This window comes from Gordonia sp. NPDC057258, from assembly GCF_042668985.1.
Taxonomy (GTDB): Bacteria; Actinomycetota; Actinomycetes; order Mycobacteriales; family Mycobacteriaceae; genus Gordonia; species Gordonia hongkongensis.
In genome coordinates, this window is record NZ_JBHUXZ010000001.1 from 55869 (window position 1) to 73948 (window position 18080).

At 67.1% G+C, this 18080-nt stretch carries 15 protein-coding genes; 6 read left to right on the top strand and 9 right to left on the bottom strand.

What is annotated here, in order from left to right; all coding sequences use genetic code 11:
• Positions 1-18 precede the first annotated feature (18 nt).
• Both ACFUEJ_RS00280 and ACFUEJ_RS00285 read left to right on the top strand, forming a co-directional pair.
• Complete coding sequence (locus tag ACFUEJ_RS00280) at positions 19-1080, top strand: ABC transporter permease (RefSeq protein ID WP_058252327.1); 1062 nt, start codon at positions 19-21, stop codon at positions 1078-1080.
• A 58-nt stretch (positions 1081-1138) separates the two neighbouring features.
• Positions 1139-2050, top strand: coding sequence for a LysR family transcriptional regulator ArgP (locus tag ACFUEJ_RS00285; protein WP_388026882.1), 912 nt, complete (start codon positions 1139-1141; stop codon positions 2048-2050).
• 61 nt (positions 2051-2111) lie between these two features.
• On the opposite strand, the gene ACFUEJ_RS00290 is transcribed toward ACFUEJ_RS00285, so the two are convergent.
• From ACFUEJ_RS00290 to ACFUEJ_RS00300, 3 genes are all read right to left on the bottom strand, one after another.
• On the bottom strand, positions 2112-3359 hold the full coding sequence (locus ACFUEJ_RS00290) for a hypothetical protein (RefSeq protein WP_078113287.1): 1248 nt from the start codon (positions 3357-3359) through the stop codon (positions 2112-2114).
• Positions 3360-3465: 106 nt separating this feature from the next.
• On the bottom strand, positions 3466-4800 hold the full coding sequence (locus tag ACFUEJ_RS00295; RefSeq protein WP_388026886.1) for an MFS transporter: 1335 nt from the start codon (positions 4798-4800) through the stop codon (positions 3466-3468).
• 71 nt (positions 4801-4871) lie between these two features.
• Positions 4872-5882, bottom strand: coding sequence for a Ku protein (locus ACFUEJ_RS00300; RefSeq protein WP_068970288.1), 1011 nt, complete (start codon positions 5880-5882; stop codon positions 4872-4874).
• A gap of 72 nt (positions 5883-5954) precedes the next feature.
• Between ACFUEJ_RS00300 and ACFUEJ_RS00305 the strand changes: the two genes are divergently transcribed.
• Positions 5955-8324, top strand: coding sequence for an ATP-dependent DNA ligase (locus ACFUEJ_RS00305; protein ID WP_388026888.1), 2370 nt, complete (start codon positions 5955-5957; stop codon positions 8322-8324).
• 33 nt (positions 8325-8357) lie between these two features.
• The gene (locus ACFUEJ_RS00310) at positions 8358-9113 is read left to right on the top strand and encodes a dienelactone hydrolase family protein (protein WP_058252300.1); all 756 of its coding nucleotides are present in this window, start codon (positions 8358-8360) and stop codon (positions 9111-9113) included.
• A gap of 23 nt (positions 9114-9136) precedes the next feature.
• Here the strand turns inward: ACFUEJ_RS00310 and ACFUEJ_RS00315 are convergent, their stop codons facing one another.
• Positions 9137-10840, bottom strand: a complete 1704-nt coding sequence (locus ACFUEJ_RS00315) for an MDR family MFS transporter (protein ID WP_058252301.1) — start codon at positions 10838-10840, stop codon at positions 9137-9139.
• Positions 10837-11337 carry a MarR family winged helix-turn-helix transcriptional regulator gene (locus ACFUEJ_RS00320; protein WP_058252302.1) on the bottom strand — a complete coding sequence of 167 codons (501 nt, stop codon included), beginning with the start codon at positions 11335-11337 and terminating at the stop codon, positions 10837-10839. The genes ACFUEJ_RS00315 and ACFUEJ_RS00320 overlap by 4 nt, the downstream gene beginning before the upstream one ends.
• Positions 11338-11696: 359 nt before the next feature.
• Here ACFUEJ_RS00320 and ACFUEJ_RS00325 point away from each other — a divergent pair, with 359 nt between their 5' ends.
• A complete protein-coding gene (locus ACFUEJ_RS00325) occupies positions 11697-12449 on the top strand; it encodes a metallophosphoesterase (RefSeq protein ID WP_068969814.1) in 753 nt (250 codons plus the stop codon).
• A 124-nt stretch (positions 12450-12573) separates the two neighbouring features.
• Here ACFUEJ_RS00325 and ACFUEJ_RS00330 read toward each other — a convergent pair whose 3' ends face one another.
• Positions 12574-13398 carry an alpha/beta fold hydrolase gene (locus ACFUEJ_RS00330; RefSeq protein ID WP_226511821.1) on the bottom strand — a complete coding sequence of 275 codons (825 nt, stop codon included), beginning with the start codon at positions 13396-13398 and terminating at the stop codon, positions 12574-12576.
• A gap of 78 nt (positions 13399-13476) precedes the next feature.
• Between ACFUEJ_RS00330 and ACFUEJ_RS00335 the strand changes: the two genes are divergently transcribed.
• A complete protein-coding gene (locus ACFUEJ_RS00335) occupies positions 13477-14052 on the top strand; it encodes a TetR/AcrR family transcriptional regulator (RefSeq protein WP_388026893.1) in 576 nt (191 codons plus the stop codon).
• A 67-nt stretch (positions 14053-14119) separates the two neighbouring features.
• Here the strand turns inward: ACFUEJ_RS00335 and ACFUEJ_RS00340 are convergent, their stop codons facing one another.
• From ACFUEJ_RS00340 to ACFUEJ_RS00350, 3 genes are all read right to left on the bottom strand, one after another.
• Positions 14120-16369 (bottom strand): SulP family inorganic anion transporter, encoded by a 2250-nt coding sequence (locus ACFUEJ_RS00340; protein ID WP_388026895.1) that lies wholly within the window; start codon positions 16367-16369, stop codon positions 14120-14122.
• 135 nt (positions 16370-16504) lie between these two features.
• On the bottom strand, positions 16505-17494 hold the full coding sequence (locus ACFUEJ_RS00345; protein WP_068969812.1) for a YdcF family protein: 990 nt from the start codon (positions 17492-17494) through the stop codon (positions 16505-16507).
• Between the two features lie 116 nt (positions 17495-17610).
• Complete coding sequence (locus ACFUEJ_RS00350) at positions 17611-18069, bottom strand: DoxX family protein (protein ID WP_068969811.1); 459 nt, start codon at positions 18067-18069, stop codon at positions 17611-17613.
• Positions 18070-18080: the final 11 nt, after the last annotated feature.

The following is an 18080-nucleotide window of genomic DNA, read 5'->3' on the forward strand; positions in this document are numbered from 1 at the left end:
TTCTTTTTAGGAGTGGTCATGAGCACTGAACTGCACTCGACAGATTCGCGCGATCGGGCGCCCGTTGCGACCGCGGAGGCCGACGGTGCGCCCCCGACCGGGCGGGCACCCAGTTGGCGCCTCGTGGCGGTGATGGCGCTGCTGATCCCGACGTTCGTGATCGCGATCGCCGCGACGTTCGTGTCACTGGCCGTCGATCCCGAGCCGCATCAAGCCCCACTGGGTCTCGTCGCACCGCCGCCCGCGGCACAGGCGATCGAGACGGCGCTCGCCGACCGGGCCGGTGAAGACGCCTTCGCCGTCGAACGATTCGCCGACACCGAGGACGCGCGTGCCGCCATCGAACGGCGCGACCTGGTCGGCGCGATCGCGGTCGGGCCCGGCGGGGTCACGGTGCTGACCGCGGAGGCGGGTTCGCCGGTGCTGGCGCAGGTCGTCGCCGGGGTCGGGAACGGCATCGCCACCGCCCAGCGTGTACCGGTCGCCGTCGAATCCGTGGTCCCCACTCCCGAGACTGATACACGCGGAACGGGTTTCGCCGCCGGACTGTTGCCGTTGCTGATCGCCGGCATGGCACTCGGCGGAGCCGCCGCGATCGGGCTGCGCGGCCCAGTCGCCATGCAGGCGACACTGGCGGTCCTGGGGCCGCTCGTGGCCGGGTTCGGTTTCGCGGCGACGTGGTCATGGTTGGGCGTCATCGACGGCGGTATCGGCCCCGTCGGACTCGCCGCAGCCCTGATGATCGGAGCGATCACCTGGTTCACGGTTGGTGCGGGCAGCCTGCTCGGACCCGCCGGGGTCGGGGTGTCCGCGCTGGTGATGGTGCTGATCTCCAACCCGCTGTCGGGGCTGGCATCGTCGCCGTACCTGTTGCCCGCGCCGTGGGGAACGATCGGCCAGTGGTTGCCGCCCGGCGCCGGCGGCACGCTGCTCCGTTCGGTCGCGTATTTCCCGGCGGCGAGCATCACCGGACAGGTCGCCGTTCTCCTCGGGTGGATTGCCGTCGGCGCCGCGCTCCTCGCACTCGGCATGGTGCGCGGACGGCGGGCCGACTCCGCGGGCGACACCGTCCCCGCCTGATCCGGCCGGCGGTGGTGTGTCTCGACTGTCCGGCGGGACACACCACTAACCTCGGCTCGTGGACATCAGTCAGGAAGGCCTGCGCACGCTGGCCGCGGTCCTGCGCGAGGGCACCTTCGACGCCGCGGCCACCGCCCTGCACATCACCCCGTCGGCGGTGAGCCAGCGGATCAAGGCGCTGGAGTCCGCTGCCGGGCGGGTACTCCTCCGGCGGACCAAGCCGGCGACGGCCACACCCGATGGCGAGGTGCTGGTGCGGTTGGCCAAGCAGTGGGAACTACTGCTCGCCGAGACCCGCGCCGAGTTCGTGGGCGCGCCCGACGACGACGATCTGCCGCTGGTCGAACGTCCCCGTGTCCATCTCCCGGTCGCGACGAATGCCGACTCGCTCGCGACCTGGTTACTGCCCGTGCTCGCGCGATTCCACCGGGAGCACGCGGTTGCGGTCGAGGTCTTCCGAGACGACGAAACCCGCAGCAGCACCCTGCTCCGCACCGGCGACGTGCTCGCCGCGGTGACCTCGGAACCACTGGCGATCCGCGGGTGTGCGCTGCAGTCGCTCGGCACGATGCGCTATCTGCCGGTCGCCACACCGGATTTCATCGACACATGGCTACCCGACGGGCCCGATGCCGATGCACTGGCCCGGGCTCCGATGGTGCAGTTCGACCGCAACGATCACATCCAGCGGAACATCTCGGCCGCCCTCGCCGGCCGGCCCGTCGACCCGCCCGCGGTCTACATCCCGGCGTCGACCGAATACCACCGCGCCGTCGCGCTCGGCATCGGCTGGGGCGCCGTCCCGGTCGTCCAGATCGCGGACGCCCTCGACACCGGTCGCGTCCGCCTCATCGCCGACCACCACATCGACGTCCCGCTGTACTGGCAGCACTGGAAGCTGAGTTCGCCTCTGCTGCAGACACTCACGACGAGCGTCGTCGACGGCGCCGCGCGGGTTCTCCAGCACTGATCGCGCTCGACTCGTCGCCGTCCACGACGGGCAGACCCAGCTGTGGACGAATCGGACGTTGTCACACGCCTGAGGTCGACGGTGTTCCCGCGACCGCCGGGCTGTCGTCGACCGTGCGCCGGCCCCGAACGACAGCGACGCCCAGCACGCCCACAGCGACCACGAGGCAGGCGATCACGTAGGGGAGACTCCCGATCGGTGTGTTGTCGGCGGTGATTCCGTCCTCGGCGTCAAGGTAGGCGGGCAACGCGGCGCACCACAGTACGAGGTGCACCCCGAGGAACAGGACCGGGAACACGACGAGGAAGGGCCGAGCGCTGCGAGCGTCGTCGACGCCCAGCGTCGGGTCGCTGCGCATGCGTCGCCATTGCACGTACAGAAGTGTCAGTCCGATCCCCCACACCAGGGCCATCTCCACCCAGTACACGACGGTCTGCGCGTCGTGATTCGCGTTCTCGTCACGGCCGAACAGCGCCGTCGGAATGGACAGGAGTGGCATGCTGACAACGGCCACAACACCGGACACGACGACGCGCCATGACAACGACCATCCGCGCGGGGCGCGTCCTCGGGAGGTGGGGATCTGGACCAAGCGCACCGCGACGTAGACGAGCACGGCGAACGAGACGGTCGCGAAAAGCCAGACGCTCCCCCACGGCACCGCGGCCAGTGTGGGCTCCGCGGCGGGATTGCCGAGCTCGTCGGGGGCGACGCCCTGGGCTCGGAGCTGGGCGAGGGTGTCGCGATAGTACGGCGCGTCGACGTTCCACGCCCACCACTTGAGCTGCGGGCCGAGCTGGTCGAAGATCTCGTAGAAGGTCTGGAACACCAGGGCCAGAACGAGCGAGCCGCGCAGCGCCGAGCGCTTCGACCCGTCGAAGAAGCCCCACGCCCGCACGAGCTCGTAGGCGACCTGGCTCACGGCCGGATAGAACGCGACAATGTACAACGGCAGCCGGTCGTACATGAACATGACCGTGAACACGTTGTGGGAGAACATGAATCCCATCGCTTCTTCGGCGTGGAACCAGTTCGGGAAGTACAGCGGCGGCTCGATCACGAACAGGTAGACCAACGATCCGATCCACACCGTCAGGTTGGTGGGGTCGCCGTCGCGACGCAGTCGGCGGATCGCGTGGATCAGCGCGAGGACGGCACCGAGGATGATCGTGACCTCGAGGACCGGTTGCGTCCAGTGCTCGAGGTCGGCCGGATTCCGGATCGTGACAATCGGATTCGCGCCCTCGCACTCGAACCCCAGGTAGCCGGTGATGATCGACGGGACGTCACCCGGCGTGCAGACCGCCATCGTCTTCGCCTCCTGCAATGGCTGCGCCGAGCCGCCGAGCCCACTCCGCTACGTCACGTCGTGCCCTGTGAATGATGTGTCACCGTAGTATGTGCTCCAGGTCACGTCAACGGACCGCAGCGGAGTCGACCAACTTCGGATTCGACTCGTCGACAAGGGGGTTCTCGATCTCGTCGCGCCACATGCCGGCCGCGAAGTAGAACGCCCACGCGATCGGCACCGGGAGCAACCCGGCCAGCACGAACGTGGCGGTCAGGCCGATCGCCGACGAGACCGGGGCGGCGATCGCCATCGACACCGGCATCAGCGCGACCGATACGAAGAAGTCGAGACTGGCGATGCGACCCAACAGTGCCGGCGGCACCCGACGCTGTAAGAGCGTTCCCCACAGCACCATCGGGCCGTCGAAGAGGATGCCCATGATCACACCGGCGGCGACGAACATCCACGTCGAATCGGCGAGACCCATCAGTACCAGCGGCAGGCTGGAGAACGCCCAGAGTGAGAACATGACGGTGAGGTACCGGCGCGGCATCGGGATCGAGGCGAATACCAGTGACGCCGCAGCCGCACCGAGTCCGAATCCGGCAAGCACCCAGGCGTGCTGGGTCGCGCCGCCGTCGACGCGCTCACGTAATGCGAACGGGACGAGCACCTCGATGGGGCCGAGCGTCGCCAATACCAAAACGCAGGCGAAGAGCAGCGTGCCCCACAGCCACGGGGTCCGGGCCATGTAGACGAAACCTTCGGCCAGGTCGCCGACGATCCGGCGGGCACCCGCACCCTCGACGACCTCCGGCGCGTCCTCGCCCGTCTCGCCGAACCGGCGCGCGGTGACCGCGGCCATCCCGAGATAGCAGACGCTCGACAGGATCGCGGCGACCGCCGCCATCAACACCGCGGGTCCCGGGGCCCAGGCACCGATGACGGCGCCGGCGACCATCGGGCCGACTGCCTGGAAGACGACCGGGCGGAAGAAGCCCTCGATACCGTTGGCCGCCTGCAGCTCCGACGGTGCGACGACGCCGGGCAGCAGCGCCGAATAGGCCGGGTAGTACATCCCGGTGGTGATGCCGCCCAGCAGGGAGGCCACCACCACGTGCCAGAGTTGCAGCACGCCCGCGATCGAGGCCAGACCGATCGCGCCGAACGCGACCATCTTCGCGACCTCGAGGCCGATCATGATGTGGCGCTGCGAGATACGGTCGGCGAGCACACCACCGGCCAGCGTGGAGACGAGCATTCCCACCGCGGCCACGCCAGTTGCCAGCGACACCTGACCCGGCCCGCCGCCGAGCGCGATGATCTGCCAGATCACCGCGATCGTCCACACGCCATCGGCGAACATGGCGAGGATCAGTCCGGACGCGAGCAGCCGGTACTGCCGACGCGCGAACGGCAGCAGCGCGCGGGGCAGACGGGAGTCGGCGGCGGAGGTCACCCTTCGAGCTTGCCCGAACCCGCGGGCGTGGTGCCAACCCTTTTCGGACCGCCGTTGTCCGGCGGTGCGGGTCAGCTCGCCTTGCGCGAGGACTTCTTGGCGGGCGCCTTCTTGGCCGTGGACTTGCTCCCGGACTCGCCGGACCCCGAGCTGCCCGAGGAGGTCTTCTTCGCCGTCGACCTGGAAGCGGTCTTCTTGGCCGGCGCCTTCTTCGCGGCCGTCTTCGCCGCAGCCTTCTTGGCCGGTGCCTTCTTGGCCGCGGTGTCCTTCGAGTCCGAATCCTTCGAATCCGATCCCCCGCGGTCCTTCACCGATGCGCGCAGCGCGGCGAGGAGATCGGCGACGTCGGAGTCCTCGGTGTCCTTGTCTTCGTCGTCGGATTCGGGGAACGCCTCGCCACCCTCGGACTTCGCCTCGATGAGCTTCGTCAGCTCGTTCTGATAGGTGTCCTCGAACTCGGAGGGGTCGTAGTCCGATGCCATCGACTCGATCAGCGAGGCCGCCATCTGCAGTTCCTGATCGCGGATCTCGGTGTCGTCGTCGAGGAAGCCGAAGTCGGGTTTGCGGACCTCGTCGGGCCACAGCAGCGTCTGCAGCGTCATCACCCCGTCGACGACGCGCAGCGCGGCCACGCGTGTCCGGTTGCGCAGGGTGAAGGAGGCGATCGCGAGCCGGTCCGTCTCCTCCAGCGCCTTGGCCAGCAGGACGTAGGCCTTCGGCGACTTCGACGACGGTTCGAGGTAATAGGGCTTGTCGAAGTAGATCGGATCGACCTGCTCGGCGGGTACGAACTCCAGGATCGAGATCTCTGGACTCTTCTGCACCGGCAGCGTGGCGAGGTCTTCTTTGGTGAGGATCACGGTCTCGCCGGACTCGGATTCGTAGGCGTTGGCGATGTCGCCGTAGTCGACTTCGGTGTCGGTGCCCTCGCGCACGCGGCGATAGCGGATGCGGGTTCCGTCCGACGAGTCGACCTGATACGACTTCCGGTCGTGACTCTCGGTCGCGGAATAGACCTTGACCGGTACGTTGACCAGGCCAAAGCTGAGGTCGCCCTTCCAGATCGAGCGCATGAGGGCCATTCTGCCAGGGATCCGGGCCGGATGGCGGCAAGCTGCGCGACGTTCTGACCGGCGTTGTGGACAATGGGACGCATGGCAGGCGGCGAGACACTGGAGGTCGACGGTCGGCGGATCTCGATCACCAATCTCTCGAAGGTGCTCTATCCGGCGACGGGGACGCGGAAGTTCGAGGTCATCGACTACTACTCGCGGATCGCCGATGTCCTCCTCCCCCACGTACGCAATCGCCTCATCACCCGCAAGCGGTGGCCCAACGGCGTCGAGTCGACCCCGTTCTTCGAGAAGAACGTTCCCGAGAGCACACCTGACTGGATCCGACGCCACGGCATCCAGCACAGCGAGCGGGTCATCAACTATGCGATGGCCGACGACCGCGCCACGCTGGTCTGGCTCGCGCAGATGGCCGTGCTCGAGATCCACACGCCGCAGTGGCGGCTTCCCATGGGGCCCGACGGCGCGCCGATGGCCAACCGCATCGTCTTCGACCTCGATCCCGGGCCACGGGTGCCGCTGCACCGGACCGCGGAGGTGGCGTGCGAGATCCGCAACTGGCTCGGCGGGGCGACGACGTACCCGGTGACCAGCGGCGGCAAGGGCATCCACCTCTACGCGCGGCTCCCGAAGCCCGTGACGTCGGATGCGGCGCGCAAGGTGGCTCAGGAGGTCGCCAACGAGTTCGCCCGTCAGCACAGCGATTTCATCACCGCCAAGATGTCCAAATCGCTGCGCGACGACAAGGTCTTCATCGACTGGAGCCAGAACACCGCCGCCAAGACCACTCTCGCGCCGTACTCGATGCGGGGCCGCGAGCAGCCGTGGGTGGCCGCGCCGCGCACCTGGGAGGAGATGGAGGACCCCGGACTCTCCCAACTGCTCTACACCGAGGTGCTGGACCGCGTCGAGGAGTTCGGCGATCTTCTCGACGGCCTGGACGACCCCTACGACGACGAGCCGGAGGTCGTCGTCGAGCCCGCGGCGGGACAGGTCATCAACCTGAAGGAGTACCGGCGCAAGCGCGACCAGTCGAAGACACCCGAACCCTTCGGCGATGAAGCGCATCGACAGCGCATCGAAGCCGAGAGCTCTGCTGCAGAACCTGATTCCACGGACACGCAGACCGAGAGGGCGCCGATCTTCGTGATCCAGGAGCACCACGCCCGTCGGCTGCACTACGACTTCCGGCTGGAACACGACGGGGTCCTGGTGTCGTGGGCCGTACCGAAGAACCTGCCCACCGACCCCGACCAGAACCGGCTCGCAGTGCAGACCGAGGACCACCCGATGGATTACGCCGACTTCGAGGGCGACATCCCGGCGGGCGAATACGGCGGCGGTCACGTGTCCATCTGGGACAGGGGCACATTCGAGCTCGAGAAGTGGCGGGACAAAGAGGTCATCGTCCGCCTCCACGGCGAGCGCGTGCAGGGACGGTACGCCTTGATCCGGACCGGTGAGAAGAACTGGCTCGCCCACCTGATGAGTGACGAACCGCGTCCGATCGTCCCCGACAGCCTCACCGACCCGCGCCCGATGCTCGCGACCGACGAGTCGATCGACGGACTCAACGGTCGGGACTGGGCATTCGAGGGCAAATGGGACGGTTATCGGCTCCTCATCCGTTCGGTCGGCGGCGAGTTCCGGCTCACCTCCCGCTCGGGCATCGACATGACCGCCGATTTCCCCGAACTCGCGGGCCTCGCAGACGATCTCGGCCTCATGGACGTGGTGCTCGACGGCGAGGTCGTCGCGATCGACTCGTCGGGCCGCACCAACTTCACGCTGTTGACCTCGCGTCGGCACACCGACGAGCCGTATTCGTTGCGGCTACATCTGTTCGACATCCTGTTCCTGAACGGCTGGTCGTTGCTGCGCAAGCCGTGGTCGGTTCGGCGCGAGCTCCTCGAGGAGCTGGCGCCCGCATTTCGCAACTCCGCCTTCGTCGAAGTGCCGCCGCTGCTCCCGGGACCGGGATCGGCCGCCGTCGAGTACAGCCGGGAACACAACCTGGAAGGCGTCGTCGCCAAACGCCGCAACTCGGTGTACCAGCAGGGACGTCGGTCGACGACCTGGCTGAAACACAAGAACTGGAGCGACATCGAGGTCGTGGTCGGCGGATATCGGCCGGGCCGCGGCAACCGCGCGCACACGATCGGTTCCCTGCTCATCGGTTTACCCGAGGAGACCGGACTCCGCTACGTCGGTCGCGTGGGAACCGGCTTCACCGACGCACAGTTGCGTTCGCTTGCAGAGGAACTCGGACCGTTGGAGATCTCGCGGTCGCCCTTCCTGGACAAACTCGACCGGCCCGTCGAGTCCAGCGCGGTGTGGGTCCTGCCGAAGATCGTCGGCGAGGTCCGGTTCATGGACTGGACGACGGCCGGGCATCTGCGGCATCCCAGCTGGCGGGGGATCCGGAGGGACAAACTGCCCGGTGATCTGTGACCCGGGGCGTGAACCGAGCAGAGGAGCGTGGACATGACGGGTGAGACGATCACCATCTCGGCGGCCGACGGAGAGACCGAAGCCTATGTGGCGCGGCCCGATTCATCCGGGACGTCACCGGGAGTCCTGTTCCTCACCGATGTGATCGGCCTACGACCTCGCATCGAGGCCATGGCCGACCGCATTGCGTCCTGGGGTTACGTCGTGCTGGTGCCGCACCTGTTCCACCGGTACGGGTCCGCGGCCGAGTGGGCGCCCACCGAGGATCTGCTGCTGCCCGAGGCGCGGACCGCATTCTTCCGATCCGCGATGCCGCGGGCACGGACCCTCACGCCCGAGGCGGTACGTCCCGATCTCGTCGCCTACCTCGACGCGCTGCAATCGCTCCCGGGCGTCACACCCGGACGTGTCGGTGTCACGGGCTACTGCATGGGCGGCCGGCTCGCGCTGAACATCGCCGCCGCCCGGCCCGACGACGTCGCCGCGGTCGGCATGTTCCACACCGGCGGCCTGGTGACCGACGACCGCGACAGTCCGCACCTGCATCTCGTCGGCATCGACGCGTTCGTCCTCGCCATCCACGCCGACAAGGATTCATCACTGCCCGCGACGGCGGTCGCGCAGTTCGAGCACGCCCTGACCGGTGGGGGCGTGGCGCACTCGGCGACCGTCTATCCCGGTGCGCCGCACGGGTATACGATGTCCGATCTGGCAGCGTATCACCACGAGGCCTGCGAACATCACTTCGATGAGCTCAAGGCTCTCTTCCGGCGGACGTTGTCGGGGTGAGGTGGGTCCGCTCCGACTGACGCTCACGACGCGGGTGACGACTCCGGTGCGCCGATCGGCCGTCCCTGACGCAGCGGGAGTTCCTTCCAGGTGACCGTTCCGATGATCGCGAGCAGCGCGACGATCGACACCGCCAAGAACACCCGGTCCATCGAGTCGGCGAACCCCTCCTTGATGGGTTGGGCCAGTTCGGCCGGCAGCCTCTCGATGACCGAGGTGTCACTCATGACACTGTCCGACGATCCGGTTGCAACACCGGGATTCTGAGCGGCCGCGATGAGCGAGTGCCCGAATGCGCTGACCTGCGGGTCGCTGCTCTGCGAGGCCTCTACGACCGCGGCCCGGTATTCGGGTTGGGCTGCCGCCGCGACCATCTCGTCCTTGATGTTCGGCCCCATGACGGAGAACAACAGCGAGAAGAAGACCGCGACACCGAGCGTTCCACCGATCTGACGGAAGAAGGTGGCGGTGCCGGTGGAAAGTCCCATGTCCTTGGGCGGCAGGATGTTCTGCATCGCCAGGGTGATCGGCTGCATCAGATTGCCGAGCCCGAAGCCGAGGAGCGCGGCCATCAGCATGACCAGGTAGAGCGGTGTCTCGGTGCCCACCAGGTGCAGCAGGAAAGTGCCCGCGGTGATCAGCACGGCGCCGATGATCGTGAAGATCTTGTAGCGTCCGGTGCGCGAGATCAGCTGGCCCGACAGGATCGAACCGGCCATCAGACCGAGCACCATCGGCAACATCTGGAGGCCGGCGATCATGGGGCTCGATCCGCGGAGGACCTGGAAATACTGCGGCAGCATCGAGATCCCGCCGAACATGACGGCGCCGATGATGACCGAGATGATGATGCCCTGGCTGAACACCCGGTTGGTGAACACGCGCAACGGGATGAGAGCGTCGTCGCCCATGCGGTGCTCGATCCAGATGAACGCGGCGATGCCGGCGACGCCGATCCCGTAGCAGAGGAACGACAGTCCGGAGGTCCATCCCCACTGGCGCCCCTGTTCGGCGACGATGAGCAGCGGAGCCACGGCGACGGCGAGTGCCGTCGCCCCCCAGTAGTCGGTGCGCCCGCCGACGCCCTTCTGCTGGTCGTAGTTGAGCACCTTGTAGACCACGAACAGCGCGACGAGTCCGATCGGCACGTTGACCAGGAACACCCAACGCCAACCGGACACCCAGAGGATCGTCTCCTGGCCGGCGAACAGACCGCCGAGGACCGGTCCGAGGACGCTGGAGGTGCCGAATACGGCGAGGAAGTAGCCCTGGTATTTGGCGCGTTCCCGCGGCGGGACGATGTCGCCGATGGTCGTCAGTGCGAGCGTCATCAAGCCGCCCGCGCCGAGCCCCTGGAAGGCGCGGAACGCGGCGAGTTGATACATCGACGACGCGATCGTGCACAGCAGCGAACCGACGATGAAGATCGAGATCGCCAGCAGGAAGAACGGTTTCCGGCCGTGGAGATCGGACAGCTTGCCGTACAAGGGGGTCACGATCGTCGCGGTGACGAGGTAGGCCGTGGTCACCCAGGCCTGCAGGTCATACCCTTGCAGATCGTCGGCGATGGTCCGGATCGCCGTCGACACGATGGTCTGGTCGAGGGCGGCGAGGAACATGCCCAGCATGAGTCCGGCCAGGATGGTCAGGATCTGGCGATGGGTCAGTCCGGCGCCGGCGACCTCCTCGTCGTGGTTCACCGTGTCGGCGGCCGAAGAGTCTGTCACTGTCGTCCTTTCGGGTCATTCGCATCTGTGTCCGGGCTGCGGTCCGGGCACGCCGGATGTAGGGCTGCGTCGGCGGCATCGACGAACCGCCCGAGAAGTGTCACGAGGGTGTGGAGTTCGTCGTCGGTCCAGTCGGCCATGACATCGGCCATGGCGGCGCGACGCATCTCGCGCATGGCCACGACGCGATCCCGTCCGGCGGCGGTGATGACGAGCATGGTGGCGCGCCCGTCGTCCGGGTCCGCCTCGCGGCGGATCAGGCCGTGCTCCACGAGCTGAGCCACATGCCGACTCACCGTCGACGGGTCGGCATTCATCGTCTCGGCGAGGTCGCGCGATCGCATCGACCGTCGCGCGAGCGGGAAGAGTGCCTTGAACGCCGCGGCCTCGAACTCGCCCTCACGCGTACGGAACGTCGTGTGGACCGCCCGTTCGCGGATGCGGACGAAGCGCAGAAGGGTCTCGAAGAGGTCGTCGATCGCGTGTTGATCGAGCACTGTCCTCACCGCCTACCCGAGAAGTTTTACTTGCTCTTTGCAATTAGTTGCAGAGCGCAACTAACACCGCTCGCCAGTGTGCGCGCGAACTCGGGAGAATGCAAACAGCGCCGAAGCCTTGCATCGACGGAGACAAAAGACGGTCGCCGACCTGCCAGGTCGGGGGTTGGCAGGTCGGCGACTCATCATCGATGTCGCTCGCCGGCCGCTGTGCGTTACAGGGGAGCCGGCACCCGAGCGGGCTGAACCACACCGACGTCATGGGAGTGCGTTGCGCCTCGCGGCCCTGAGGCGATGCGTCGTCGGACCCTGCCTGCGGTTAGCCTCGTGGGAGTCAGGAACCGTGACAGGAGCTCTTCGTGTTCGTTGTCGCCCACATCAGCGACCTGCATTTCAACGGGACGCGGTTCAATCGGGCCCGTATCCAGTCGACGTTGAGCTATATCAACGCCCGCGCCGCCGGGATCGACGTCCTGCTGGTCACCGGCGACATCGCCGATGAAGGTGCCGCGAGCGAGTACCGCGAGGCGTACGGGGTGCTCGAGAGCCCACTGCCGATGCTCATCACCGCAGGCAACCACGACGTCCGGGAACCGTTCAGCGCGGCCCTGATCGGCACCGAGACCTCTGGTCCGATCAATCACGCGCGGACGGTGCGCGGGCGCGACGGCTCCGACGTCCTCTTCCTGATGTGCGACAGCTCGATACCCGGACGCAACGACGGTCGTCTCGACGACGCGACCATCTCCTGGCTGTCGGACCGGCTCACCGCTACGTCCGTGACGACACCGGTGTTCATCGCCTTTCACCATCCGCCGGTCGACCTGCTGATGCCGTTCATGGACTCGATCCGCCAGCGTGACGAGGGCCGTCTCGCCGCCCTGGTGGATCAGCACCCGAACATCGTCGCGTTCCTGTGTGGACACGCCCACACCCCGGCGGTGACCACGTTCGCCGACCGCCCGCTGTGCATCGCACCGGGTGTGTCGTCGACACTGAACCTGCCGTTCGAAGGCCGGGAGGTCGTCAACCGCGGTCAGCCGCCGGGGATCGCGTTCCATCTCTATGACGACGAGCGTTTCGTCACCCACTTCCGATCGGTGATGTTCTGACATTCAGGACGGTGCCGGCAATCGGCCGTCGCGCTTCGGCGCTCGGCATCGAGAGGCGGGCGAGCTACATCGTCGGCGACACGGCACACTCGGTACCGCCCCCCGGCGGGGCGACGACGACACGTCATCTGACGAACCCGCGCAGCAGATCGGCCATCGCCTCCGGCTGGTCTTCCGGGATGAGAGTCCACGAATCGTCGACGACGACCTTGGATGCGTTCGGGAAGAGCTCGACGAGGCGGTCCGCATGCTCAAGGGGCATCATCCGGTCTTCCCTTGCCCAGACCACGAGCACCGGGCGATCGAACCGCCGCATCATGTCCGACAGTTCGAGCAGCCTGCGGCGGGAGGGCGCGCCCGTGGCGAATTTGACCAGATCCCTTCTGATCGATGCGTTTTCGACAGCGGGGCGGAACCACTCGTCGAACAGCGAGTCCGGGATCCCCGACTTCGTCAGCGCGCCATACGCCCGTGTGCTGTGCCGGAAGAATCGAGTGCCCAGCATGCGGGTGAGAATCCACCCGCCGCCGGGCACTCGGCACAACACCGCCGCGGGACGCGCCGGCTCGGGAGGATAGTTGTCGAAAGCCGTGCAAGATGCCAACACCAACCTCCCAACGCGCTTGTCCCGGCCTTGGGAGATCACGAACTGACCACCGCCCCAGTCGTTCAGGACGAGCGTCACGTCATCGAGGTCGAGGGCATCGAGAAAGTCGGCAAGGATCGATGCCACACCCGTCTCGGTGAGGTCCGCGTCGGCGTGCATCGGCTCCGTGTGCGCCCCCATCGGGAGCGTCGGTGTGATGCAACGGAATTCGGGAAGCAGCGGGATCACCTTGCGCCACTGCCGCCCGTCCATCAGCAACCCGTGGCCGAGTATCAGGATCGGCCCGGGACCGCCGGTGTCTTCGTAGGAGATGGAGCCGGCCGGCACGTCGACTGTGGGCACGTCGCCTCCTAGATAGATCGTTCTACTTAGGAGCAAGATAGGCTGACATCGGCACGATGCGCAAGGGATGGAGACGTCATGGCAGATTCCGCTACCCGCGACCGGATCTTGAAGGCAGCCGCAGAGCTGTACCGGCGGCAGGGTATGCCGGCCACCGGCATCAAACAGATCTCGGCGGCGGCTGAAGCGCCCTACGGTTCGATCTACCATCACTTCCCCGGCGGCAAGGAAGCGATCAGCGTCGAGGTCATCCGACGCGAAGGGTTGCGCTACGGCGCGTTCGTCGGCGCCCAGCTGGAGACGACCGACCCCCTGACCGGCATCCCGACGCTGTTCGAGAACGCCGGAAAACTGTTGGAGTCGCAGGACTACAGCGAGGCCTGCTCCATCGAGACCATCGCACTGGAGGTGGCGAGTACCAACGAGCGTCTCAGGCTGGAATCCGCCGAGGTTTTCGAGAGCTGGTTGACCGGCCTCGCAACGTGGTTCGGACAACTCGAGATCACCGAGCCGGAGCGTCGACGGCTGGCGTTGATCACCCTGACCGCGCTGGAAGGTGCGTTCGTGTTGTGCCGCACCCTGCGCTCCATCGAACCGATCGTCGTCGCCGGGCACGGCGTGCAGGCGGCCGTGCAGGCGGCCGCCGGCTTGTAGCAACAGACCGTCGACACCGGCGCCTCAGCCCACACTCGTCCATGGACGGCGCCTTTCCGACCGGCGTTCACGGTCGCGCGGCTGCCGCCTCGACGACCGGTGCGATGCTCTGCTGGGTGACCTCGTAGACCCGCGCGGTGGCGATGTCGAAGTACAGACCGACGATGCGTAGCCGCGCTTCTGCTGCGGCGCGCCCGACGAGCGGGTGCCGCGCCAGGGTCTCGATCTGCTTGGCCACGTTCACGACGGCCAGCTGGTCGACCTCGGCCAGTCCCAGCTCGGCCGCGGCGCGCCCGGCGGGGTGTCCGTGCCGAAAGGCCACCCGGCTGGGGATCGCGTGCTTGAGCCATCGCTGGATCGGCGTGCTCTCGGATCCGGCCGGGAGGTCGGATACATCGACCTGTACGCTGTCGAGCAGCGCATGCATGGCCCCGCACGACGAGTGGCCGCAGACCACGATCGACGACACACCCAACTCGCCGATGGCGAATTCGAGTGCGGCCTCCACGGATACGTCGTCGTCGCTGTCGGTCGGTATCAGATTGCCCACGTTGCGCACCGTGAAGAGGTCCCCCGGGCCGCTCGCCGTGATGATGTTCGGCATCAATCGCGAATCGGCACACGTCACGAAGAACGAGTCGGGATCCTGAGACTCGGTGACATCGGCGAGCATGGCGCGGAGGGCGTCGGCGTGCTCGTTCTCGTACTCGTCGACGCCGCCGAGAACGGATCTGAGTGCGGCCGGACGGTCCGGGGACGCGGACGCGTCCGACCCGGTTCGGTTACGCCACGGCGTCAGACCGGCGAATCCGGACGTGTGGCGCCGCGGTGGCCGTCGAGGGGCGTCGACGAGCCGAGCGCGACCCTTCTCCACCAGGAGGACCGTGCCGCCGCCGGCCTCGTGCGCCCAACGGAAGTCCTCGAGCATCTCCATCGCCGCGTGATCGAGGAAGTCGGTGTCGAGTTCCAGTGTCAGGTGCGCCCCGTCCGGCACCTGTGACAACGCCTTGTTCAGTTTCGGCAGCGACAGGAAGCTCAGCGAACCGCGAACACGTACGGTCCACTGACGCTTGTCGTCGGTACTGCCTGCCTCCGAGGTGATCTCGGCGCGAACCACCCGCCAGACGACGAGTCCGATCGCCACTGCCAGACCGATCGCGACACCTTCGAGCAGGTTGAGGAAGACGACCGCGAGCACCGTGATGATGTACACCCACAGGTCGCCCGTCCGCAGCGCGATCTTCATGTGCGCCAGCTTGACCAGCTGGATACCGATGACCACCAGCAGGCCGGCCAGCGCGGCCATGGGGATCTGTTCGACGAGACCGGTGAGCAGTGCCGCGAAGACGAGCACCCACACACCGTGCATTACCGCCGAGGCCGACGTTCGCGCCCCGGAGTTGACGTTGGTGGTGCTGCGCACGATCACTCCGGTGACGGGCAACCCGCCGAGCATCCCGGAGGTGATGTTCGCACTGCCCTGACCGAGCAGCTCCCGGTTGAGATCGCTGCGTGGGCCGGTGTGCATCTTGTCCACCGCGACCGCTGACAGCAGGGACTCGACACTCGCGATCAGGGCGACCGTCAACACTCCGAGAAGCACTGCGCCCCAACTGCTGTCCGGTAGCTCCGGAAGCGTGATCGCTTCGAAGAAGTTGCCGTCGATACTGATCCGTTCGACGTCCAGGCCGAAGACGATGGTCAGTGCCGTCGCCCCGACGATAGCGACGAGCGGTCCCGGCACCTTGCGCACCGCCGAGGGCATCAGCGGCCAGATGAGGAGAAGCGCGATCACGGTGCCTCCCACGAGCGCGTCCGACGTCTCGATGTCGGCGATCCCGGCCGGCAGCGACGTCACGTTCTCCCATGCACTGCTGGCCGAGCTGCCGCCGAGGAGCACGTGGATCTGTTGCAACGCGATCGTGATGCCGATCCCGGCGAGCATCGCGTGGACGACCACGGGAGCGATGGCCAGCGCGGCACCTGCGACCCGGCTCAGGCCGAACAGGATCTGCAAAAGACCCGCACCGACGGTGATGAAACATGTGACGCGCCAACCGAAATTGGCGACCATGTCGGCGACCACCACGGTCAGGCCCGCGGCCGGTCCTGAAACCTGGAGTGCGCTACCGCCTATCAGACCGGCGACGATCCCGCCGACGACCGCGGCGATGAGACCGGCGAGCACGGGGGCATCCGATGCGATCGCGATGCCCAATGACAATGGCAGGGCCACAAGGAAAACGACGAGAGATGCCGGTAGGTCGTACCGCACCACCTCGCGAATTCGGGGGCCCCGACTCCCCTTTGTTCGCATATGTCCGAACTTACCGACGGTTTGTTGACTCCAGATGAACTCTGCCGTCAGGAAGCTGTGAAACCGCGGGGCAGCAGCGCAACACTGTGATTCACTTCACCGGACTCGGCCGCCCGGTGCGGGGAGATCGGCCCGTCAGGCCGACGATCCCGCCTTCAGAAGCTCTTGGAGGATCCGGCCACCGATCTCCGGGATCAATCCGGGGCCGGTCTCGGGTAGGTTCTGCGGCAGCAGCCCGGGCTCATGGGTCGCCGGGATACGCGCGGTCCGAGTGGCCTCCACACGTATGCCGGTCTGCTGCGCCTTGGCCAGCGGGGTCCGGTACTTCTCCAGGTCCGTCGCGGTGGTGAGAGTCCCGACGACGCGCAAGCCCATGGCACCGAAGTCCGCCGCCCCGCGCCGGATGTGGCTGGGCGACGTGACGAGAACGATGTCCCGGATTCCCTGTGCGCGCAGGATCTCGGCGGTGTTCTGCGCATTGGCCACCGTCGACCCGGACTTGTCCTCGACGAGGATCCGGTCCGCACCGACACCGTTGTCCACGAGCCAGGTCCGCATCGCGGCTGCTTCGGTGATGCCCTTCTTCGGCACCCCTCCGGTGACGACGATCGGCGCGGACGTCGTGAGCTCCGACTGAGCCTTGCCGGCGGACACCCGGTTGACGAGCTCCGGCGCCATCTTCCCGTTCGCATTGAGCCCGAATCCGAGCACGACGATAGCCACCCGACCGGATACCGGCTTCGGCGTGGTGTCGGGCACGATCTGTGCAGCGGTCGAGACGCCCGAGATGATGTTGCGGGCCGTTGTCGCCAGGGACGGATTCATCATCGACAACCGGTTCAGGGCCGAGCGTCCCGCGACGACGTCGTCGACCTGGTCCGACCAGATCGCTTGCAGTGCAAGCGCGTCGGTATCGGCCGGCGCCACCGCGAGGACCTGCTGGAGAAGATCGAGTCCGCCCGCGACGTCACCTCCGGCGAACTTCGACTGCGCGCTGTTGTACAGGCCGGCCGGGTCCATCGCGGAGGCCGTAGTCACGACGGAGGCGTCCGGTCCGGGCAACGTCCCGACCGCCACCCCGCCGAGAGCGGCCACCGCGATCGTCGCCGCAGCCGCCAGTCTCATTCGCTTCACTCTGGTCACACCAGTCACTCGCGTAACGAGTACGAGAGATGCACAACGACCCCGCACCCGTCCGATCCCAGATCGGTAACGGGTGCGGGGCCGGTCAGCGGCGAAGCTCAGCGCTTCAGGCCGGCCACCTTCAGCAACTCCGGGCGGCGCAGGGCCAGACCGATCCACATCAGCACGCCGAGGTAGACCGCGAACAGGACCGTGTCGAACAGCGGTGCCTCGATCCTCATGTTGGCGGTGACCGCGCCTCCGAGGTAGGCCGTGATCCCGAGGGCGCCGAGGACTGCGGTGCGCGGGATGGCGTAGACGACCAGGCACACGAGCAACACGACACCCATCACGATGGCCTGATCGGCGGGGAAGCCGAGCTCCCGCGTGCCGTCGATCACCGCTTGCGGACGCGCGAGTTTGCCTGCGACGTCGAACGCCAGGAAGGCGCCGACGAGTACGCTGATGACGATTCCTGTTGTGCGACGCCAGTTCCGACGCGTCGGTTGCGCCTCGTCGGACGCGGGGCTCGTGGTCGTCGGCGCGGCGGCGCCCTTGGTGGTGCTGTTGCGGCTCATGATGTTCTCCT

What these genes read in the sequence shown, in the direction of transcription:
- ACFUEJ_RS00335 (WP_388026893.1), top strand. Translation starts at nt 13,477, where the DNA reads ATGGCAGATTCCGCTACCCGCGACCGGATCTTGAAGGCAGCCGCAGAG.
- ACFUEJ_RS00290 (WP_078113287.1), bottom strand. Translation starts at nt 3,359, where the DNA reads ATGGCGGTCTGCACGCCGGGTGACGTCCCGTCGATCATCACCGGCTAC.
- ACFUEJ_RS00300 (WP_068970288.1), bottom strand. Translation starts at nt 5,882, where the DNA reads ATGGCCCTCATGCGCTCGATCTGGAAGGGCGACCTCAGCTTTGGCCTG.
- ACFUEJ_RS00345 (WP_068969812.1), bottom strand. Translation starts at nt 17,494, where the DNA reads ATGAGACTGGCGGCTGCGGCGACGATCGCGGTGGCCGCTCTCGGCGGG.
- ACFUEJ_RS00280 (WP_058252327.1), top strand. Translation starts at nt 19, where the DNA reads ATGAGCACTGAACTGCACTCGACAGATTCGCGCGATCGGGCGCCCGTT.
- ACFUEJ_RS00350 (WP_068969811.1), bottom strand. Translation starts at nt 18,069, where the DNA reads ATGAGCCGCAACAGCACCACCAAGGGCGCCGCCGCGCCGACGACCACG.
- ACFUEJ_RS00340 (WP_388026895.1), bottom strand. Translation starts at nt 16,369, where the DNA reads ATGCGAACAAAGGGGAGTCGGGGCCCCCGAATTCGCGAGGTGGTGCGG.
- ACFUEJ_RS00310 (WP_058252300.1), top strand. Translation starts at nt 8,358, where the DNA reads ATGACGGGTGAGACGATCACCATCTCGGCGGCCGACGGAGAGACCGAA.
- ACFUEJ_RS00305 (WP_388026888.1), top strand. Translation starts at nt 5,955, where the DNA reads ATGGCAGGCGGCGAGACACTGGAGGTCGACGGTCGGCGGATCTCGATC.